Consider the following 18061-nt stretch of genomic DNA (forward strand, 5'->3'; position numbering starts at 1 on the left):
ATGGAGGCGTACCCAAGAGGCTGAAGGGGGCTGACTCGAAATCAGCTAGGGCGTTCACGCGTCGCGGGGGTTCAAATCCTCTCGCCTCCGCCATACATATTAAAATTTTTACCCTTCACTTTGCCGGTGGAGGGTTTTATTTTTGCGTTCGGCCTGGATTCTCACCTCCTCCTTTCCCCCTTTCCAAAATCCTCCCGCCTTCCCAATGATAGAATCTGTTTCATATGGGGAAACTTAACGGTGAGGTGATTACTATGCGAAGAAAGCTTTTGCTGTTTCTTGCTCTAGTCCTGTTATTGCCATTTCAATATGCGTCGGCGGCGCTGGCTGATATTGAAGTGTTTGATATTGCAAAAGGGGAAGTGGTTCAGCGAATTTCCAATAATGCAGCGATGCAGGAAGAGATTATTAAGAGCCTGGAGTCCATTAGTGGGTTAGCTAAGCCGTTGGATTCTAAACCTGCACAGGGGAAGATGATTCGTCTCCCCTTGGAGAAGCCAGTCCAAATCAAAAATCAATGGGTGGATCTTGAGGTCTATGAAGTGTTTATGATTCTGCTTCCGACGAAGGAACCTTTCTTAATTTTGTACGATGAATCGAGGAATCCTTACTTGGTGAATTTTAATTACAGTCCAAAGCGGTTGATGGAGAAGATTACGACGTAAGATAAAAGTCAGTTTTTGACGTAAGATTTTTGGTAATGGGGAATATTTACCATTTATAATCACCAAGAGAATGGTATAATGAAATTAGTTAATCCTTCCTTCTTTGGGTGTGAGAGGGTAATTTTCCTTGGCGTTCCTGCTAGGAACGCCCTTTTGTAATTTTTTCATAATTGCGAAGTATAATGGAGTATAGCTGCAAGCTTCACTTAGGTTTAACATTGGGCGGCATGGTCAAAAATGGGATTATGAAATAGCCGAAAGAAGGAATAACTATGACCGATCCTAACCATGATGATGAAAGAATCCGTAAAATTATCCTTGAAGCACAATTGTTGCAGGCAAAGAGAACCATTAAGGCGATTACTTTTGTCACCATTGCTTACTTCGCGATAAAAGGCTTGATCACGGTATATCATTATATCTCCCAACTCTTCTAGAATTGCCCTTGGAAGGGTAGGGGTAAATTACCTTAGGCGTAACGCTTGAATAATTGCTCATGTGTATGGTATGCTATGTAGGCAGTCACATCTTGTGGTTGCCACTGAAAAATGCGTATAACTTTGTCGTGCTAGACGGGGAGATGGCGGTGCCCTATAACCCGCAATCCGCCTTAGCGGGGTTGAATTCCCATCTGAGGTGCGATCATGTAAGGTCTGTCCTCGTGCAAGTGGTGTTGACAACTGGGTCCTACGCAATGGAAACCCATGAATCTGGTCAGGTCCGGAAGGAAGCAGCCATAAGTGGAATTTTTCATGTGCCGTAGGGTGGCCTGGTTCGAGCAAACTACACGAGTAACGCTTGGTTGGTCGTATCGAAGTTGGGTGCACGACATTAATTTTTTAAAGAGGGAGTCCTATTCGTGGGGCTCCCTCTTTTATCATGTAACCCTCATTCGCCAATTGGTATTATGTTCGAGGGTATAGTATAATGGAAGTATTGAATTCAGGAGATTTGGAGTGTTCCGAATGGGCTACCGTGCTTTATATCGTGTGTTTCGCCCACAATCTTTTCACGATGTCGTGGGGCAAGAGCCGATCACTCGTACCTTGCAAAACGCCATCAAAGAACAACGTTTTTCCCATGCGTATTTATTTAACGGTCCGCGGGGAACGGGGAAGACAAGTGTCGCGAAGATTTTTGCGAAGGCTGTCAATTGTCTGCATGGTCCTGCTGCTGAGCCCTGTAATGAATGTTCAGCCTGCATAGGGATAACGGCAGGTTCCGTTGTCGACGTAATGGAGATTGATGCGGCTTCAAACCGTGGAGTGGAAGAAATTAGGGATATTCGTGACAAGGTAAAGTATGCCCCCACAGAAGTTCGCTTTAAGGTGTATATTATTGACGAAGTCCATATGCTTACAACAGAAGCCTTTAATGCTCTTTTGAAGACATTGGAAGAGCCGCCAGAGCACGTTATTTTTATCCTTGCTACGACAGAACCGCATCGTTTGCCAGCTACGATTATCTCCCGTTGTCAACGTTTTGATTTCCGCAGTATCTCTGCCAAATCCATGATAGGGAAATTACGTTATGTTGCCGATTCGAAGGGGATCCAGGTTTCCGATTTGGCGCTTTCCTTAATTTCCAGAATATCTGCAGGCGGAATGAGGGATGCGTTAAGTCTATTTGACCAAGTGTATTCCTATTCAGGGGATCAAATTGACGTGGATGATGTCGTGGTTATCACTGGCGTTGTTTCCCAGCAATTATTGAATCGGTTAGCAGAACAAGTGTATAGTAAAGACATTGCGTCGATCCTTGAACTGATCCAGCAAGTTATGGCGGAAGGAAAAAATCTAGAGCAGTTTTTGGATGATGTCTTGATGTTTTACAGGGATTTGTTATTATACAAAACAGCCCCGCAGCTAGAGGAATTAGAGCACCGAACAATGGGTGACGATGTGTTTGTTGTACTGGCCAAGCGGTATTCGGCGGAACAGCTTTATCACATTATTGAAGAACTGAATAAGGTATCCGGAGAGATGAAGTGGTCCAATCATCCGAAGATATTGCTTGAACTTGGATTTATTCGATTAGTGGAAGGGCTTGCTGCCCCTAGCGTGAAGACGGATCTTCCGGAAATCGAAGGATTGGTGCAGCGTATTGGCCAATTAGAGAGAAAGATTAGCCAACTTCAGTCTGCAGGTGTGGCATCTGTTGCCATGCCAACTGCCACTGCCACATCGACGCCAGCAGAGGCTCCAACGCGTAGGGAAACACCCAAACGCTCCGGCATGCCGTCTACGGTTAAAATTTCTGAACAACGGATCAAAGAAGCAGCTGCTTCTTCCAGCCCACAGGAGCTGCAGAATGTATTGCAGAAGTGGTCCGAAGTACTTAACAAAGTTAAGAAAAGAAAGATTCAGGTACACGCTTGGCTGCTAGACGGGACACCTGTTGCCGCAGGCAACGGTAGTCTTGTAGTGAGCTTCAAGAGTGCGATACACCGAGAAACAACAGAGAAGCCGATGCATCGGCAACTAATTGAAGAAATAGCGGCAGATGTGCTGGGTAAACCCTATGAATTACTTACCTTAATGGAAAATCAATGGGAAGAAATAGGTCCCCAAAGTCCCCAAACAGGACAGCCAAATGGGCTGGAGCAAGCTGAACAGCAACCACAGGAATCAACCGATTTGTTTGTGGATGAAGCCATTAAATTGGTCGGTCGGCAGCTTATTGACATAAAAGATTAAAGGAGGAAACAAGATGCGTGGCGGAATGGGAAATATGAACGGCATGATGAAACAGATGAAAAAGATGCAAGATCAAATGATGAAGGCTCAGGAAGAGCTAAAACTTAAAACGGTAGAAGGGACTGCCGGTGGCGGAGTAGTGACCATTGTTGCTAATGGACATAAGGAAATCCAGGAGGTAATGATTAAGCCAGAAGCAGTTGACCCGGATGATGTGGAAATGCTGCAGGATCTTGTTTTGACAGCTGTGAACGATGCCCTGAAAAAAATAGATGAAATGACTGCGAAGGAAATGGGTAAGTTTACCGGCGGTATGAATATTCCGGGATTATTCTAAGGTGGCTTAAGTGTATTATCCGGAACCGATTGCGAAATTAATTGAGGGTTTTACCAGGCTTCCGGGAATTGGCCCGAAGACGGCTACTCGTTTAGCCTTTCATGTGTTAAATATGAAAGAAGAAGATGTAGTAGAGATAGCGAAGGCGCTCGTAAACGCCAAGCGGAAGCTGCTCTATTGTTCTCATTGTCAAAATATCACCGATGTGGATCCTTGCTATATTTGCAGTGATAAAACGCGCGATAAATCATGTATTTGCGTTGTTCAAGACCCGAAGGACTTAATCGCCATGGAGAGAACAAGGGAATTCCATGGGCAGTATCACGTTCTGCATGGAGCGATCTCTCCAATGGATGGCATTGGACCAGAGGATATCCGCTTGCCAGAGTTGATAAAACGGTTAAATGATGAACAGGTTACAGAAATCATCTTGGCAACAAACCCCAATATTGAGGGAGAAGCGACAGCCATGTACATCTCCCGTCTAGTCAAACCAATTGGCATTAAGGTCACCCGAATTGCCCACGGACTGCCGGTTGGCGGAGATTTGGAATATGCCGACGAAGTCACCTTGACCAAAGCCTTGGAAGGGCGGCGGGAAATCTAGGAACCCTAAGGGGTTCTTTTTTTATGGAGACAAGCATAGGTTGTATTGTTATGGAGGTGAAAAAAATGTTTGCTGAACGAAAGCAAAAAAGGGTGGTTCAAGAACGTATTAGGGAAGAGAGACAACAGCTTCTTCATGGGGTAAAACTTGCGATGGAACAATGGCGCTATGTCACCACCCATCTTGATGAAGGAAGCCGTAAATACGACATGATTGAGATCATGGAACGCAGGTACATGTTTCTATTAAATACAGCAAAGAAACGCAAATTGCATGCCTTATTTTAATCCGGGAGGGATTGTCAGTTGGGAGCATGGATTTGGCTTGTTGTAGGGTTAGGGTTAGTTATGATCACGGTACTCATTGGTCAGTCAGCCTGGCGTCCTTTGCGTTGGGTGGGTTATGGGCTGTTTAAAATTGCCCTTGGCGCCATTTTGCTTTTTGTGTTTAATTCGTTTGGAACCTATTATGATTTTACGATTCCGATTAATCCGGTAACAGCGGCGATGTCCGGTTTCCTCGGCCTTCCGGGTCTTGTCTCGTTAACGATTATAAAAGCCTTTCTGGTGTAACCCTCCATTTGACAAAATTTAAACTTGGACATATAATAATGAAAATCATTATCAAAATAGTCGGTAGGTATTATGAAGCCAAGCCATACGTTTTTTTCTCTTATTTTTCTAACCATCCTGACGATCACTGTCCGCCTCCCATTTATGGGGAGATTTGCGGACAGTTTTGATGCGGTTGATTTCGCCTTTGGGGTGGAAAATTTTGATGTTTTCGCTATGCAACCCCATTTTCCGGGCTATCCCGTACTCATGGTGTTAGGGCATGGGCTTAATCAAATCATACACGATCCCGTAAAGTCCCTGTCTTTCCTTAGTATCTGCAGTGGAGCAGCGCTGATTATTCCCGTCTACTTGATCGCAAGCAGGATCTGGGACCGGGTGACGGGATGGGGTGCTGCAGGACTAGTTGCCCTTAATCCTTTGCTTTGGGTCTATTCCTTGCAGCCGATGTCTGATCTGCCTGGGGTGCTGGGTATAGTAGGCTCTGCTGCCTTTGTTGTCCTTGCTTGGAAAGCACAAAAAGGGGAAAAGGCCCAGTGGATATTTGCAGGGTTGGCAATTATCCTTTTTGGGTTGGCGATGGGGATTCGGCTCTCTTATTTTCCGTTCTTTTCCTTCCTCCTTTATCTCTTTATAGTCCTGCCGCGATCGATGAGGGGCTATCTTTGTTTAATTGGGACAGGCTGTTTATCGATTTTACTATGGGTTATTCCAACAGCCCTTCATGAAGGAGGAGTAGTCCCTTACCTGCGAATGGGCATGGCTTTCACGGAAGGTCATTTTACCGAATGGGGCGGCACGGTTCTGGATGCGCAAATATCTTTCCTTGATCGGGTGCGAATCATCATTGGTCAGCATCTTTTCTATTCCGGGGGTTTAGGGTGGCTTGCTCAAGGAATGGAAGAACGATGGATATGGTTTGGGATTTTGCTGTGGGCTTTACTTGGAGTGTGGCAATACCGAAACAATCGAACGGTTTTCTTCTTTTTCTTTCTAGCCAGTGCCCCTTATGCCTTATGGGTCCTGTTCGGTCAAAACGTGGACAAGCCAAGACATATTCTTCCTCTTATTCCGTTTTTATTGATGGCGTTTTCTCCTTTGATCCTGTCCAAAAGATGGAGAAAACTAACGGTACCTATTCTTTTGGTGATTCTACTTTTATTTGGTACGATAGGATGGGGGAGGGGTGTCGAATATCGGCAAACAACTCCGCCGGTGATTCAGTTGATTGATTACCTAGACTATCACTATCCAGCGAACAACAGTGTGATTTTCACTTGGGAAGAAGAGCGTGTGATCCATTATTATCAACCAGAATGGGATGCAGTTCGGTTAAAATCGTTTCGTTACTTCACTAACAAGGTATTGGTATATGGAGTCGATCCATCCAAACCTCTTTTACTAACAGATCATGTTTTACATGGCTTTGGCCCACAACAGGAGGAAATACTCCCTCATCTTGAGAGGGTTGCAGAGTTTACAGGAAATCCCCTGTTTGATCCGGTTTATCATCGGATTACACTCTATCAAGCAAAGCCAAGTTTATTGCAATACTTGAAAATGAACAAATAAGGCGGGTTCCTGATGAAAAAAGCATCAAAGTTTGAAAAAACAGCGGCAAGGTGTTGGAATATCCTGAACGAAGGGAGGCCTTTTACCCCGGTTTTTGTGGTGGGGGTGTTTTTGTTATTCTCCATAAAAAGCTTAGGAGAGAGCAATTTTTGGCCGGCCTTCCTGCTTAGTTTGGGATCTGTATTGCCCTTGCTTGCGATTTATTTTTGCTATGATTTCCCTTTGCATTTGCGAAAATTTCTTTGGTTTCCTTTTGCAGCTGCACTCCTGCTTTTTAATGCCCCGAGTCTTTCGTTGCTATTATTTTCGTTGGGACTCTATTTTTTCTTTACCGTTATTTTCTGGGGGACCATCTATTATCATTTGCGGATTGGGACAACCCTTTGGAATTTTACCCGCTTTTGGAAGCTGGTCTTAAAAAATAGTGATTCGACAAGTGGCAATGCCCAGGAGCAGATTCCCAAATTTCTTACCGTGCTTGCCTTGCTGCAGGGGAATTTCCAGCAGGTTCAGGTTGGTGAAGGGGTTTTATGGATGACTACCCTTCTTTTCTCTTTGGCTGTTTGGGTCTACAGTAAAGGGATTCATCACCTTCTGTTTAACTGGAAGCCAGAAGAGATTCCTACCTACACGCAGGATGAAACACCTAAAAAGGCACTTGCTGACCGGGTGATTATGGTGGTCATTGACGGTTGCCGCAAAGACCGTTTGGCTGAGGCGAATACTCCTTTTATCGATTGGCTGCGGGAGAACGGAACGGAATATTCGGAGATGGAAACCGTCTATCCAGCTCGGACAGTTGTCTGTTTTTCCTCGATGTATACGGGAACGTATCCAAGAGAGCATAGGATTACGAGCAACATGGTGTACAGGTTAGGGATTCGCTGTGAAAGTATCTTTGACAGCTTGCGTAAGATCGGAAAGCTCGGCCGTTTACTCGGTGTTGCCCATCTGGTGGATTCCTTAGGGGGAGACGTTGATACCTACACGGCAGTGGCCAAAAACGATGTGGTTGACAGTATGATTATGAAACGTGCAAAAGAGATCATGACTGAGAAGAACCCCGATCTTTTCATTGTCCAGCTGATTAGTACGGATCAGACGGGGCACAGCAGGGGGGCTCTTTATCCGGAATATCGGGAAAAAATCGAGGAAGCCGATGCACATGTCGCGGATTTTTATCACTGGTTGAAAGCAGAGGGCTATATGGAAAACACCGCATTCATTGTTGCGGCAGACCATGGCCAATCCGATGGAATTGGGGGGCACGGGCATTTGGATGAAGGAGAGCGATTTGTTCCGTTCATACTACATGGTCCGATGATTCGCCAAGGGGTGAAAGTAACGGAGAAGCATTCGCTCGTTTCCGTTGCACCGACGATGGCTTACCTGCTGGGTGCCCCTTATCCAAATAAATCAAGGGGGCCTGTCCTGAGGGAGGCTATAAGAAATGAGGTGGACCAGCATGAAGAAAAAGTGCATCGTTGTGATCCCAGCGCATAATGAGGAAGAGGCGATCGGTCAAGTGATTCACAAGGTCCCCCGTTTTTTCCGTAAGGATCTGGAGGTATCGGTGTTGGTCGTCAATGACGGATCAACTGATCGCACCGTACAGGTGGCACTGGAGGCGGGTGCTGATCATATTTTAACGATGCCTGGAAATTGCGGTCTTGGGGCAGCGGTGCGTACAGGACTGAAGCGAGCTTATGAGTGGGGTGCCGATGTGGCGGTCATGATTGATGCAGACAATGAATACCCCGCAGAGGAAATACCAAACCTAATAGAACCCATTTTAGAAGGTCAGGCAGATTATGTGATGGGTTCCCGTTTCATGGGAAAAGTAAAAGGGATGAAGCTTCACAGGCGATTCGGAAATTATTTTTTTACAGCGCTTCAGTCCATTTTGTTAAGAAGATGGATATACGACGGGCAATCCGGAATGAGGGTATTTAGTCGTCCTGTTTTAAATGATCTGGAAATCATTCATGATTATAATTATGCTCAGGTAATGACGCTGAATATTGTCCGGAAGGGGTACCGCATGATGGAGGTGCCGATATCCTATCAGGTGAGGACAACAGGTAGATCCTTTATCAAGTTTGGTGCTTATCTGAAGCATGTCATTCCCGCGATCTTTAAGGAAATGTCCAGGCCTGTGTCAGCGGGGAACAGGAAACAGCTTTACCCGGCATTAACGGGCAGTAAGACCCCCACTTCCATTTTTCGAAACGAGGGTAGGGGAAGTGGGGGATAACTGCCCGTTAATGCTAGGGTAAGTGCAACTAACCATCAGAGGGGAATATTGGATTGGAAAATCCCTTTCTGATTGAAGCTTTTCTTACCAGGAGGTTAATAAAACGTTATGAAGCCGATGTTAGGGGTCATCGTAGAAGGGGAGGCTGGGTTAGCTGTTGCAGTGGGATTTGCCAGCCGTGGATACCAGGTGGTATATGTAGAAACTTCGCCAGAGCGGCGGAAGGGACTGCTGGAAGGGAATCTACCTTCTACTGAGGAGGCCTTGCTGCTGGGATGGAAAGAGATGATCCAAAATGGACTTCTTATCGTTACAGGAGAGCTCTCCCATTTGGCGCAGCTCTCTTTTGTTTTTATTTATGTGGAGACAGACAAGCTATGGCAGGTAGTCAAGTCGATAGTCCCTTATCTTACGGCTGGAACAGGCGTCGTTTTAAAAAGTACGGTTCCTGTTGGAACAGGAGATGAAGTTCAACAGTGGCTGGTCGATCGCGGCCATGCTATCGAAGTCATTTCCTCGCCAGAATTTTTACGCCAAGGGTCCGCTTTGGCAGATTTTCAGCAACCCTCTCGGACTGTACTAGGGGGGGAGGATTGCCATCCTACACTGCACTCGTTAAGAAGGCTTTTGGCTGCGGATAGGCTCCCCGTCCTTGTGACGAGCAGGCGCAACGCTGAGATGATTAAGTATGCGGAAACCTCCTTTTTTGCGACAAAGCTTTCCTTTATCTATCAGCTTGCACAGCTTTGCGAGCGTCTTGGAGCAGAAGTGGATACGGTTGCTCAAGCGATTGGGCTGGATCCGCGGATTGGACAGGGCTTTATGGGGGCGGGAATGGGGGTTACCGATCCTAGTCTGGCCCATGACATACAGGCTTTGATTCTTCAGGCATCGGATCAAAACGTAGAAACCCCACTTTTCCAAGCTGTACGAAAGATGAACGAAGGACAGCCAAAGTGGATGGTGAATCAAGTGCGTGAAAAGATTGTTCCACTTTTCGGTAGAACGATTGCAGTTTGGGGCATTCATCCAGATACAGCTTTACCAACGTTAACGCAATTATTGCAGGAGGGAATGAATCTTCACCTTTATGCCCCTGTTCAGTGGGAGGCGTTGAAACAAGAGGGAATTGAGGAACGCTTTTCGGATCAATTGTTCTATTTCGATTCACCGTGGGAAACGCTTGAGGGGGCCGATGCCCTGACGATTATGGCTGAGCTGCAGGAATTTCGGGAATTGGATCTAACAAGGGTGAAGAAAATGATGCGGGATCCCCTTGTGATTGACGGGTGGAATCTCTATCCGACAGTCTTGATGAAAGGTTTAGGTTTTGAATATGTATCAGTTGGTAGAAAAATCTGAACAAAGAGTATAAATGATTCCCAAGTTGGTTAATAATGATGGAAAACAGGTTAGGATGTTGGTGGATCATGGAATCAAGCGAAAAATGCTGTATCGTTTGTGGGCAAAAACAGGTGGAAGGAATCGCAATCTGGAAGGCATTTATTTGCCAAAGTTGCGAGCAGGAAATGGTGCAAACGGATGTGTTGGATGATAAGTATCCTTTTTTTGTAGAGAGAATGAAACAGATATGGAAAATGGAAGCCTGATCGGTTGATAGTCTTGCTGAATAACAGCAAGGCTTTTTATTTTGCGGGAGAGAACGTATAATTTGGTTCAAAGGATGGGCAGGGAGTTGAAAAGATGGATCAAAAGCAAATTCCGATTGAACAGGCCATGTCTCGTTATGCTGAAAAAAACACGGTCAGATTCCACGTACCGGGGCATAAAGGAAGAGGACAGGGATCCTTTCTTTCTTCTATTTTGCCTTATGATGTGACCGAGTTGCCAGGTCTTGATGATCTACATCATCCAGAAGAGGCAATCCTTGAGGCTCAGCGTTTGGCTGCTGAAGTGTTTGGCGCGGAGGAGAGCTTTTTTTTAATTGGCGGGAGCACGGTCGGAAACCTCGCTTTATTATTAACCGTATGTCGACCAGGAGAGCTTGTTCTGGTACAAAGGAATGTTCATAAATCGATTATCCATGGATTAATTTTGGCACAAGCAAGGCCAATTTACTTGAAGCCGGAAATGGATTTGGCGACAGGGCAGGCAATTGGTGTATCGCTTGTTGAATTACAGCGGAAAATCAAGGAATACCCAAAGGCAAAAGCGGTATTTCTATGTAATCCAAATTATTATGGGATGGGATTTGACCTACGGGCTTACTCTGAATGCTGCCATTCGGCTGGGATGCCGCTGCTTGTCGATGAAGCACATGGGGCACACTTTGGATTTTCCGAAGGGCTCCCACCTTCGGCGATGCAGTGTGGGGCAGATGCTGCTGTGCAGTCCACACATAAAATGCTTTCATCGATGACGATGTCTTCGATGCTGCACATCCAGGGGGATTTAATCGAACGTACACGATTACGCCAAGTCTTAACGATGGTGCAATCGAGCAGCCCTTCTTACCCTCTGCTGGCCTCTTTAGACCGGGCAAGATATGAACTGGCTCTGAGGGGAGAGGAATTGTTTCGAGAGGGTTTGTTGCTGGCTAAGCGCTTGCGGCAGGGGGTTCGGGATATAGGCATCCCTTGGCTGTCTGCTGTTGGGAGGGAAGGGGTTTATGATTTTTTAGACCCGTTGAAGGTGACTTTGCAAACTAGAGCTTCGCTTTGTTCAGGATTTAGGCTGAAGGAGCATTTGGAAGTGGGAGGAATTTATCCGGAAATGGCGGATGAACGTCTTGTCCTTCTGGCCCTGTCGGCTGAAACAAAGGAAGAGGATATTAAGAGGACCTTGGAAGTAATATCTTCGCTGGATCGCGGGCTGCCTGTGGATGATACCTTGAGGGCTCATAAAGTCCACTTTTCCCAGCAGGTCGTCCTCACCCCTCATGAGGTGTTTCACCGCGGTCCTAGGGTCACTATCCCTTTTTATCAGGCGGAAGGGAAAATTGCTGCAGAAATGATTGCCCCCTATCCACCGGGGATTCCGGTTGTCAATCCTGGAGAGAGGATCGACAGGGAAACGATCGATTATTTGATAGAATTGAAAGAACAAGGCTGTCGGATGCATGGGATTTCGGATCCCACCTTACAGACCGTTTTAGTTGTGGGAGGTAGCGATGAAGAATAGGTTGTTTATTACTGTTGAAGGCGGAGAAGGTGCGGGAAAAACTACGATTATTGAAAGGTTAAAAGATGATCTGGAGAAAAAGGGTCATGCCGTTCTTCAAACGAGGGAGCCAGGTGGAGTGGAAATCGCCGAGAAGATCCGTGCAGTCATCCTTGACCGGAGCCATCGCCAAATGGACGAAAGAACAGAGGCCTTGCTCTATGCCGCGGCGAGACGACAACACTTGGTAGAAAAGGTGATGCCCGCTTTGGAAGAGGGGAAGTTGGTCTTGTGTGACCGCTTTTTAGACAGTAGCTTAGCATACCAGGGTTATGCTCGTGGACTTGGAATGGAGGAAATCTTGACGTTGAATCAGTTTGCCATTGGTGCTTGTATGCCGTCCTTGACCTTGTATTTTGATATTCCCCCAGAGGTGGGATTGGCACGTATCCGTGCGAATAGGGCCCGTGAGGTCAACAGGCTGGATTTAGAGCAGCTTGACTTTCATCAGCGCGTTCGTGAGGGATATAGGCAACTGCTAGAGCGGTTTCCTGAGCGAATTGTTTTGATTGATGCCGCGCAGCCGGTGGAGGATGTGTTTCAGGCGGCTATGAGCTCGATTAAGGAACGGCTGTTTACGTGATCTCGCACTCCCACTAGAAAAATCCCTAGGCGATTTTCCGCTCAAACTAGTGTAAGATGAAAGGGTGGAAACACCTATTTTCGAAAAAGGATTGCAGGTGAAAAACATGAGCTGGCAGGAATGTTCTGATCAACAACGGATTGCAACCATACTTAGGCAAAGCATAAAAAATGATAGAGTTGCCCATGCGTATTTGTTCGCCGGAGGGCGCGGAGTTGGAAAGCGAAGGGTTGCCATGCAATTGGGGAAGTCCTTGCTCTGTTTAAGGCAGGATGGGGATAGCTGTGATCAATGCCATCACTGTTTGCGCATCAATTCAGGGAATCATCCCGATTTTCACCTCGTGGAACCAGATGGGGCGAGTATTAAAATTGATCAAATTCGTGGTCTGCAAAAGGAATTTTCTCTGCGAGCCGTAGAATCCAAAAGGAAGGTTTATATCCTGGATCATGCGGATAAAATGACTGTGCAAGCTGCGAACAGTCTGCTTAAATTTCTGGAAGAGCCAGGATCTGAGGTCACGGCGATCCTTTTAACAGAAAATCCGCACCAGATGCTTCCCACCATTCTGTCAAGATGTCAGGTAATGCACTTTGCTGAACTTCCTTTTGAAAAAAGGGTAGGTCTGCTGAAAAGTGAAGGCCTATATGAGCCGCTTGTACGCAATGCCTGTCAAATTACGGCTGATTTAGGACAAGCAAGGGAATTATGCCAGGCAGAATGGTTTGCGCAATTTCGAAATCAAGTGTTACAATTAAATGAAGACGTACTAGAAAAGGGTTCTCATGCTCTAGTAGGTTTACAGGAGAAGATAGTTAAGAATGATCAAGGGACTCAAGGGATTTCGAACCTGCTTGATCTCTATATATATTGGTTGCGGGATATCTTGTTCTTTCATATGGATCGAAAGCAAGACATACTCAATCTGGATCAATTGGAGGCGATGGGACGCCAAGCTTTAAGATGCAGCAAAACTTGGCTTCTTAGAGCTATACAGATCGTGATGGGAACGAAGGATCGGTTGGCCCGTCACGCCAATCCCCAATTGACACTGGAAAGAATGATTATTGAGTTGCAGGAGGTGTGAATTTGGTTGAAGTCGTAGGTGTACGCTTTAAGAAAGCGGGAAAAATATATTATTTTGATCCTAGTGATCTTCCCGTGGAGAAAATGGGATATGTCATCGTGGAAACGGCACGTGGGATTGAATACGGGCAAATGGTCATTGGACGCAAGCAGGTTACGGAAAACGACGTGGTGTTTCCTCTGAAGAAAGTGATTCGATTGGCTACAGAAGAGGACACGGAACAGGTAAAGGTTAATAAAAGTATGGCTACTGAAGCACTGAAGCTATGCCAGGAAAAGATTGCCGAACACCAGTTGGAAATGAAGCTCGTTGATGTGGAATATACTTTTGATCGGAATAAAATTATCTTTTACTTCACCGCCGAAGGTAGAGTGGATTTTCGTGAGCTTGTGAAGGATTTGGCAGCTGTATTCCGCACACGGATTGAACTTCGACAGATTGGGGTGCGCGATGAGGCTAAGATGCTCGGTGGGATAGGGCCTTGTGGAAGGATCCTGTGCTGTTCAACCTTTCTTGGAGATTTTGAACCGGTCTCAATCAAGATGGCAAAGGATCAGAATCTGTCGTTGAATCCGGTCAAGATTTCTGGATTATGCGGCCGGCTCATGTGCTGTCTGAAATATGAGAATGATAATTACGAAAGCGCCAAAGATGAACTGCCTGATATCGGAAGGCAGGTTCATACTCCGATGGGAAATGGGCGAGTGGTTGGTCTTAATATTTTGGAACGTCTGGTACAGGTCGACTTACCTGAAGCAGGGCGTATGATGGAGTTCTCCTTAGATGAAATTGTGGAGATGGAGAAGGTGAATTAGGATTCGGAGTGGGTGAGGAGATGGATCAAGGAAAAATTTTTCAACAAGCAGCCAGTATTGAGGATCAAATCGGTAAATTGTGCAAGGAAGTCAGTGGTCTGAAAGAAAGAATAGTGGAATTGCTGGAGGAAAACAAGAACCTCACCATAGAGAATCAGCATCTGCGTTTACAAGTGGAGCAATTACGAAATGAAGTTCAGTCTGATAAGGATACAGAACACAGAACCGAGGAATCCAACAAGGCGGCCATCGGTGAAGGCTATGACAACTTGGCCCGGATTTATCAGGAAGGTTTTCATATTTGTAATTTACATTTTGGAAGTTTACGGAAGGAAGGCGACTGTCTGTTTTGCTTAGCCTTCCTGCACAAATAAATTTTTGTTGACGAAACCTAGGCTTAGGTGGTACCATTTATCTCAAGAAAACATTAACAAATTAAATATTGTTCGTCGCTTATCTAGAGAGGTGGAGGGACTGGCCCTATGAAACCCAGCAACCGTCAATCATTTTTGATTGAAAGGTGCTAATTCCTGCAGAACAAGGTTCTGAAAGATAAGACGAAGGGATATGTTGTATATGCATAAAACTTCTTCTTATTGAAGAAGTTTTTTATTTTCCCAAAAATAGGAATCGAGTCAGAATCGTAATCATTATCTGAATAATCCCGAGTTAACCTATGGGGAAGGTAAGTAATAAATAAAAAAGCGCAAAAATGGAGTGTGAGATCAATGAAACCAATTGTGGAGGCCAAAGACATTATATCTAAGATCCCGAACGGGGCAACCATCATGGTCGGAGGTTTCTTGAATGCGCCGGAAACTTTAATTGACGCATTAGTACAACATAACGTAAAAGATTTAACGATTATTTCAAATGATACATGCTACGAGAATCAAGGAATCGGGAAACTGATTCACAATCGCCAAGTGAAAAAAGTGATCACTTCCCATATTGGTACGAATCCGGAAACCCAGCGCTTACTAGCTGCGAAAGAAATTGAAGTGGAGATCGTTCCTCAAGGAACTTTGGCCGAACGGGTCCGGGCCGGTGGAAGTGGTTTGGGAGGATTCCTTACGCCGACCGGAGTTGGTACGGTTGTCGAGGAGGGAAAGGAAGTCATCACAGTGAACGGCAAACGTTTCTTGCTTGAGCTGCCGCTTCGGGCAGACATCGCCTTGCTTCAAGCAAGCATCGCCGATAAGGCAGGGAACTTATTTCATAAAAAGTCGACAAAGAACTGGAACCCGCTCATGGCTATGGCCGCTGACCTGGTTATCGCTGAAGCAGAGGAAATTGTGGAGATTGGTGAGATTGAGCCAGATGTGGTTCATACGCCAGGGGTTTTCGTGAAATATTTGGTACAAAAAGAAAGGAGTGCTGTCCTATGAGTTCAGATATTCGTGGCCTGATTGCTAGCAGAGTTGCTAAGGAGTTGAAAAATGGTGACTTGGTAAATTTGGGGATTGGCTTACCGACCCTGGTGGCGAACTACATACCGGAAGACGTGCAGGTATATCTCCAATCAGAAAACGGAATGATCGGCATGGGACCTTCTCCTGATGAAGAACATGTGGATCCAGATCTCTTTAATGCCGGTGGAAATCCAGTAACAATCCTTCCAGGCGGAGTATTCTTCGATACAGCTTTATCTTTTGCAATCATTCGCGGAGGACATGTAGATATTACTGTATTGGGTGCCTTGGAAGTCGATCAGCATGGTAATTTAGCAAGCTGGAGCATTCCTGGCAAGTTCACACCTGGAATTGGCGGGGCGATGGATCTTGTGGCAGGTGCCAAGCGTGTGGTCGTAGCGATGGAGCATACAACGAAAAAAGGGGAAGCAAAGATTCTTAAAGATTGTACCCTTCCTCTTACAGCTCAGGGACGTGTGAGCATGATTGTAACGGAATTGGCCGTCTTTGAAGTGAGACCAGATGGTTTATGGCTAACAGAATTGCAACCAGGGGCAACGCTTGATGAGGTAAGACAGAAAACAGCAGCCGATTATCAAATTGCAGCCGAGCTGCAGAGAGAAGAGGCAAAAAGCGCGGTATGAGATTAAGGTGGCTGGTCCTTCTACTGACCGTCCTCGTGCTCGGCGGATGCAGCGTCGCAGCGAAAGATGATGCAGAGCAGCAACAAGCCCCTGCTTTTACCCTAAAGGATTTAAATGGCGAAGAGGTAAGTCTACAGCAGTACGAAGGGAAATTGGTTTTGCTCAGCTTTTGGAATTCCTGGTGTGGTCCTTGTAAGACGGAAATGCCGATTTTACAAAAACTGCAAACGGAGTATCCAGACCAGGTTGCTGTGATCGGAGTGAACCTTAGCTTTCAAGATATTATGAAAGATGTAAAAGCCTTCGTAGAGGATCACCAGATAGAATACAAGATTGCATTAGATAAACTCGGAGAAGTGGCAGACTCCTACCAAGTAAGAGAACTCCCTGTGCTATACCTGATTAGTCCGGAAGGAAAGATTCTGAAACGAATGGTTGGCGCGGGAACGGAGGAAGCACTTAGAAGTGAAATAGAAAAAAATATAGAGAAATAATGAGGAGGCTGTTTGATGAAAAAGGGAAGTTGGTTAAAAAAGGGGATTGCTAGTATAGGCGTACTAAGTTTAGTGGTTGCTGCAGGGTGCAGCTCTTCCTCTGAACCGGCAGCTGCTGGTCAGCCGAAAGCGGAAGCGACTGGGGATAGCAGCGCAACAGAGGCCGCTGCAACAACCGGTCAAGATTTCAAAATCGGTTACCTGCCAGCAACGATTGATACGCTGTTTTTCGTAGCACAGGAAGAGGGATATTTTAAAGAAGAGGGATTAAACACAGAGTTAATTCCGTTTGGAAACTCTGGTGAAGGTCTTAACGCCATTAAGGCTGGAAAGCTTGATGTAGGAGCATTTGGAACCGCAGCTCCACTTAGCTTTATCGATAAAGGTGCATCTGATTTAACAATTATCGGCGGTGCAGGTGGAAAAGGAAATGGGATTATTGCTAAGCCTGAATTAGAAAATGAGTTTCAAGATATACAAGGCTTTAAAGGGAAAAAGGTAGCGACTGTGAAACTTTCCAATGGGGATGCCGTATGGAGAAAAGGTCTTGTAGATGCCGGCATCGATCTTGAAAAGGATGTAGAAATCGTTGAACTTGGTTCCCCTGCAGAAGTGTTGCAATCAGTGAAAAAAGGCGCCGTCGATGCGGGGATCGTATGGGCTCCATTCATGGAAATGGCGAAAGAACAAGGGTTAAAAGTTGTGAAATATACGGATGATTATTTCCCAGGACATCCTTGCTGCCGTCAAGTCGCGCTTAGTGAAAATCTAAAAGAAAGAAAAGATGACTACAAAGCTTTCTTTAGAGCCCTACTTCGCGCAGAGAAATTCTACAACGAAAATAAAGAAGAAACCATTGAACATATTGCGAAATACGTGAAAACAGATCGTAAAATCATTGAAGCAGATGCATACGGCGGAGATCTATTAATTTCAGCTGACCCGAACAAGCATGGGGTTGAAGAGTATTGGGAAGGCATGAAGAAGATTGATTACGTTCAGTCAGAAGAAAATATCGATAAAAATATCAATACTGCTTTATACGAGGAAGCATTGAATGCCTTAGTGGAGAAAAATCCTGATGATGCTTTCTACCAAAAGACTTTAGAATTGTTTAAGAAACAAAATTCTTAGGGGGATTTT

General features: G+C 45.5%; 21 protein-coding genes, 1 tRNA gene, 1 other RNA gene and 1 riboswitch. All 23 genes read left to right on the plus strand.

Going from position 1 to position 18061, the window contains the following annotated elements; translation table 11 throughout:
• Positions 1 to 2 precede the first annotated feature (2 nt).
• The 23 genes from J2Z37_RS11770 (at position 3) to J2Z37_RS11880 (ending at position 18052) form a co-directional block, all read left to right on the plus strand.
• Positions 3 to 93, plus strand: a tRNA-Ser gene (locus tag J2Z37_RS11770).
• Positions 94 to 254: 161 nt separating this feature from the next.
• A complete protein-coding gene (locus tag J2Z37_RS11775; RefSeq protein WP_209810456.1) occupies positions 255 to 665 on the plus strand; it encodes a hypothetical protein in 411 nt (136 codons plus the stop codon).
• Positions 666 to 937: 272 nt separating this feature from the next.
• Entirely contained in the window at positions 938 to 1102 is a 165-nt protein-coding gene (locus J2Z37_RS11780) for a hypothetical protein (protein ID WP_209810457.1), read from the plus strand.
• A gap of 126 nt (positions 1103 to 1228) precedes the next feature.
• Positions 1229 to 1494, plus strand: an RNA gene (gene ffs / locus J2Z37_RS11785) — signal recognition particle sRNA large type.
• A gap of 136 nt (positions 1495 to 1630) precedes the next feature.
• The gene (gene dnaX / locus J2Z37_RS11790) at positions 1631 to 3361 is read left to right on the plus strand and encodes a DNA polymerase III subunit gamma/tau (RefSeq protein WP_209810458.1); all 1731 of its coding nucleotides are present in this window, start codon (positions 1631 to 1633) and stop codon (positions 3359 to 3361) included.
• 25 nt (positions 3362 to 3386) lie between these two features.
• Positions 3387 to 3698 (plus strand): YbaB/EbfC family nucleoid-associated protein, encoded by a 312-nt coding sequence (locus J2Z37_RS11795; RefSeq protein ID WP_245203768.1) that lies wholly within the window; start codon positions 3387 to 3389, stop codon positions 3696 to 3698.
• A 10-nt stretch (positions 3699 to 3708) separates the two neighbouring features.
• Positions 3709 to 4305, plus strand: coding sequence for a recombination mediator RecR (gene recR / locus J2Z37_RS11800; RefSeq protein ID WP_209810460.1), 597 nt, complete (start codon positions 3709 to 3711; stop codon positions 4303 to 4305).
• Positions 4306 to 4328: 23 nt separating this feature from the next.
• Positions 4329 to 4592 carry a hypothetical protein gene (locus J2Z37_RS11805; RefSeq protein WP_209810461.1) on the plus strand — a complete coding sequence of 88 codons (264 nt, stop codon included), beginning with the start codon at positions 4329 to 4331 and terminating at the stop codon, positions 4590 to 4592.
• An 18-nt stretch (positions 4593 to 4610) separates the two neighbouring features.
• Positions 4611 to 4877 carry a pro-sigmaK processing inhibitor BofA family protein gene (locus tag J2Z37_RS11810; protein WP_245203750.1) on the plus strand — a complete coding sequence of 89 codons (267 nt, stop codon included), beginning with the start codon at positions 4611 to 4613 and terminating at the stop codon, positions 4875 to 4877.
• 72 nt (positions 4878 to 4949) lie between these two features.
• Positions 4950 to 6449, plus strand: a complete 1500-nt coding sequence (locus J2Z37_RS11815; protein WP_209810462.1) for a glycosyltransferase family 39 protein — start codon at positions 4950 to 4952, stop codon at positions 6447 to 6449.
• 12 nt (positions 6450 to 6461) lie between these two features.
• A complete protein-coding gene (locus J2Z37_RS11820) occupies positions 6462 to 7952 on the plus strand; it encodes an alkaline phosphatase family protein (protein ID WP_209810463.1) in 1491 nt (496 codons plus the stop codon).
• Positions 7915 to 8703 carry a glycosyltransferase family 2 protein gene (locus tag J2Z37_RS11825; protein WP_209810464.1) on the plus strand — a complete coding sequence of 263 codons (789 nt, stop codon included), beginning with the start codon at positions 7915 to 7917 and terminating at the stop codon, positions 8701 to 8703. The genes J2Z37_RS11820 and J2Z37_RS11825 overlap by 38 nt, the downstream gene beginning before the upstream one ends.
• A 108-nt stretch (positions 8704 to 8811) precedes the next feature.
• Positions 8812 to 10065 (plus strand): nucleotide sugar dehydrogenase, encoded by a 1254-nt coding sequence (locus J2Z37_RS11830; RefSeq protein ID WP_209810465.1) that lies wholly within the window; start codon positions 8812 to 8814, stop codon positions 10063 to 10065.
• Between the two features lie 68 nt (positions 10066 to 10133).
• Positions 10134 to 10313 (plus strand): sigma factor G inhibitor Gin, encoded by a 180-nt coding sequence (locus tag J2Z37_RS11835; protein ID WP_209810466.1) that lies wholly within the window; start codon positions 10134 to 10136, stop codon positions 10311 to 10313.
• Positions 10314 to 10407: 94 nt separating this feature from the next.
• Entirely contained in the window at positions 10408 to 11844 is a 1437-nt protein-coding gene (locus J2Z37_RS11840; RefSeq protein ID WP_245203751.1) for an aminotransferase class I/II-fold pyridoxal phosphate-dependent enzyme, read from the plus strand.
• Positions 11834 to 12466, plus strand: coding sequence for a dTMP kinase (gene tmk / locus J2Z37_RS11845; RefSeq protein ID WP_209810467.1), 633 nt, complete (start codon positions 11834 to 11836; stop codon positions 12464 to 12466). Before J2Z37_RS11840 ends, tmk begins: the two co-directional genes overlap by 11 nt.
• 64 nt (positions 12467 to 12530) lie before the next feature.
• Positions 12531 to 13553 (plus strand): DNA polymerase III subunit delta', encoded by a 1023-nt coding sequence (holB, locus tag J2Z37_RS11850; protein ID WP_342453817.1) that lies wholly within the window; start codon positions 12531 to 12533, stop codon positions 13551 to 13553.
• A gap of 2 nt (positions 13554 to 13555) precedes the next feature.
• Positions 13556 to 14368, plus strand: a complete 813-nt coding sequence (locus J2Z37_RS11855; RefSeq protein ID WP_209810468.1) for a PSP1 domain-containing protein — start codon at positions 13556 to 13558, stop codon at positions 14366 to 14368.
• A gap of 20 nt (positions 14369 to 14388) precedes the next feature.
• Positions 14389 to 14742 (plus strand): DNA replication initiation control protein YabA, encoded by a 354-nt coding sequence (gene yabA / locus J2Z37_RS11860; RefSeq protein WP_209810469.1) that lies wholly within the window; start codon positions 14389 to 14391, stop codon positions 14740 to 14742.
• Between the two features lie 76 nt (positions 14743 to 14818).
• A riboswitch (SAM riboswitch) is annotated at positions 14819 to 14927 on the plus strand.
• 169 nt (positions 14928 to 15096) lie between these two features.
• Entirely contained in the window at positions 15097 to 15756 is a 660-nt protein-coding gene (locus J2Z37_RS11865; RefSeq protein WP_209810470.1) for a CoA transferase subunit A, read from the plus strand.
• Entirely contained in the window at positions 15753 to 16424 is a 672-nt protein-coding gene (locus J2Z37_RS11870) for a 3-oxoacid CoA-transferase subunit B (protein WP_209810471.1), read from the plus strand. Before J2Z37_RS11865 ends, J2Z37_RS11870 begins: the two co-directional genes overlap by 4 nt.
• Positions 16421 to 16918 carry a TlpA family protein disulfide reductase gene (locus J2Z37_RS11875; RefSeq protein ID WP_209810472.1) on the plus strand — a complete coding sequence of 166 codons (498 nt, stop codon included), beginning with the start codon at positions 16421 to 16423 and terminating at the stop codon, positions 16916 to 16918. The genes J2Z37_RS11870 and J2Z37_RS11875 overlap by 4 nt, the downstream gene beginning before the upstream one ends.
• A gap of 15 nt (positions 16919 to 16933) precedes the next feature.
• Entirely contained in the window at positions 16934 to 18052 is a 1119-nt protein-coding gene (locus J2Z37_RS11880) for an ABC transporter substrate-binding protein (protein ID WP_209810473.1), read from the plus strand.
• Positions 18053 to 18061 lie beyond the last annotated feature (9 nt).

It is taken from the genome of Ammoniphilus resinae, assembly GCF_017873965.1.
Taxonomy (GTDB): domain Bacteria; phylum Bacillota; class Bacilli; order Aneurinibacillales; family RAOX-1; genus Ammoniphilus_A; species Ammoniphilus_A resinae.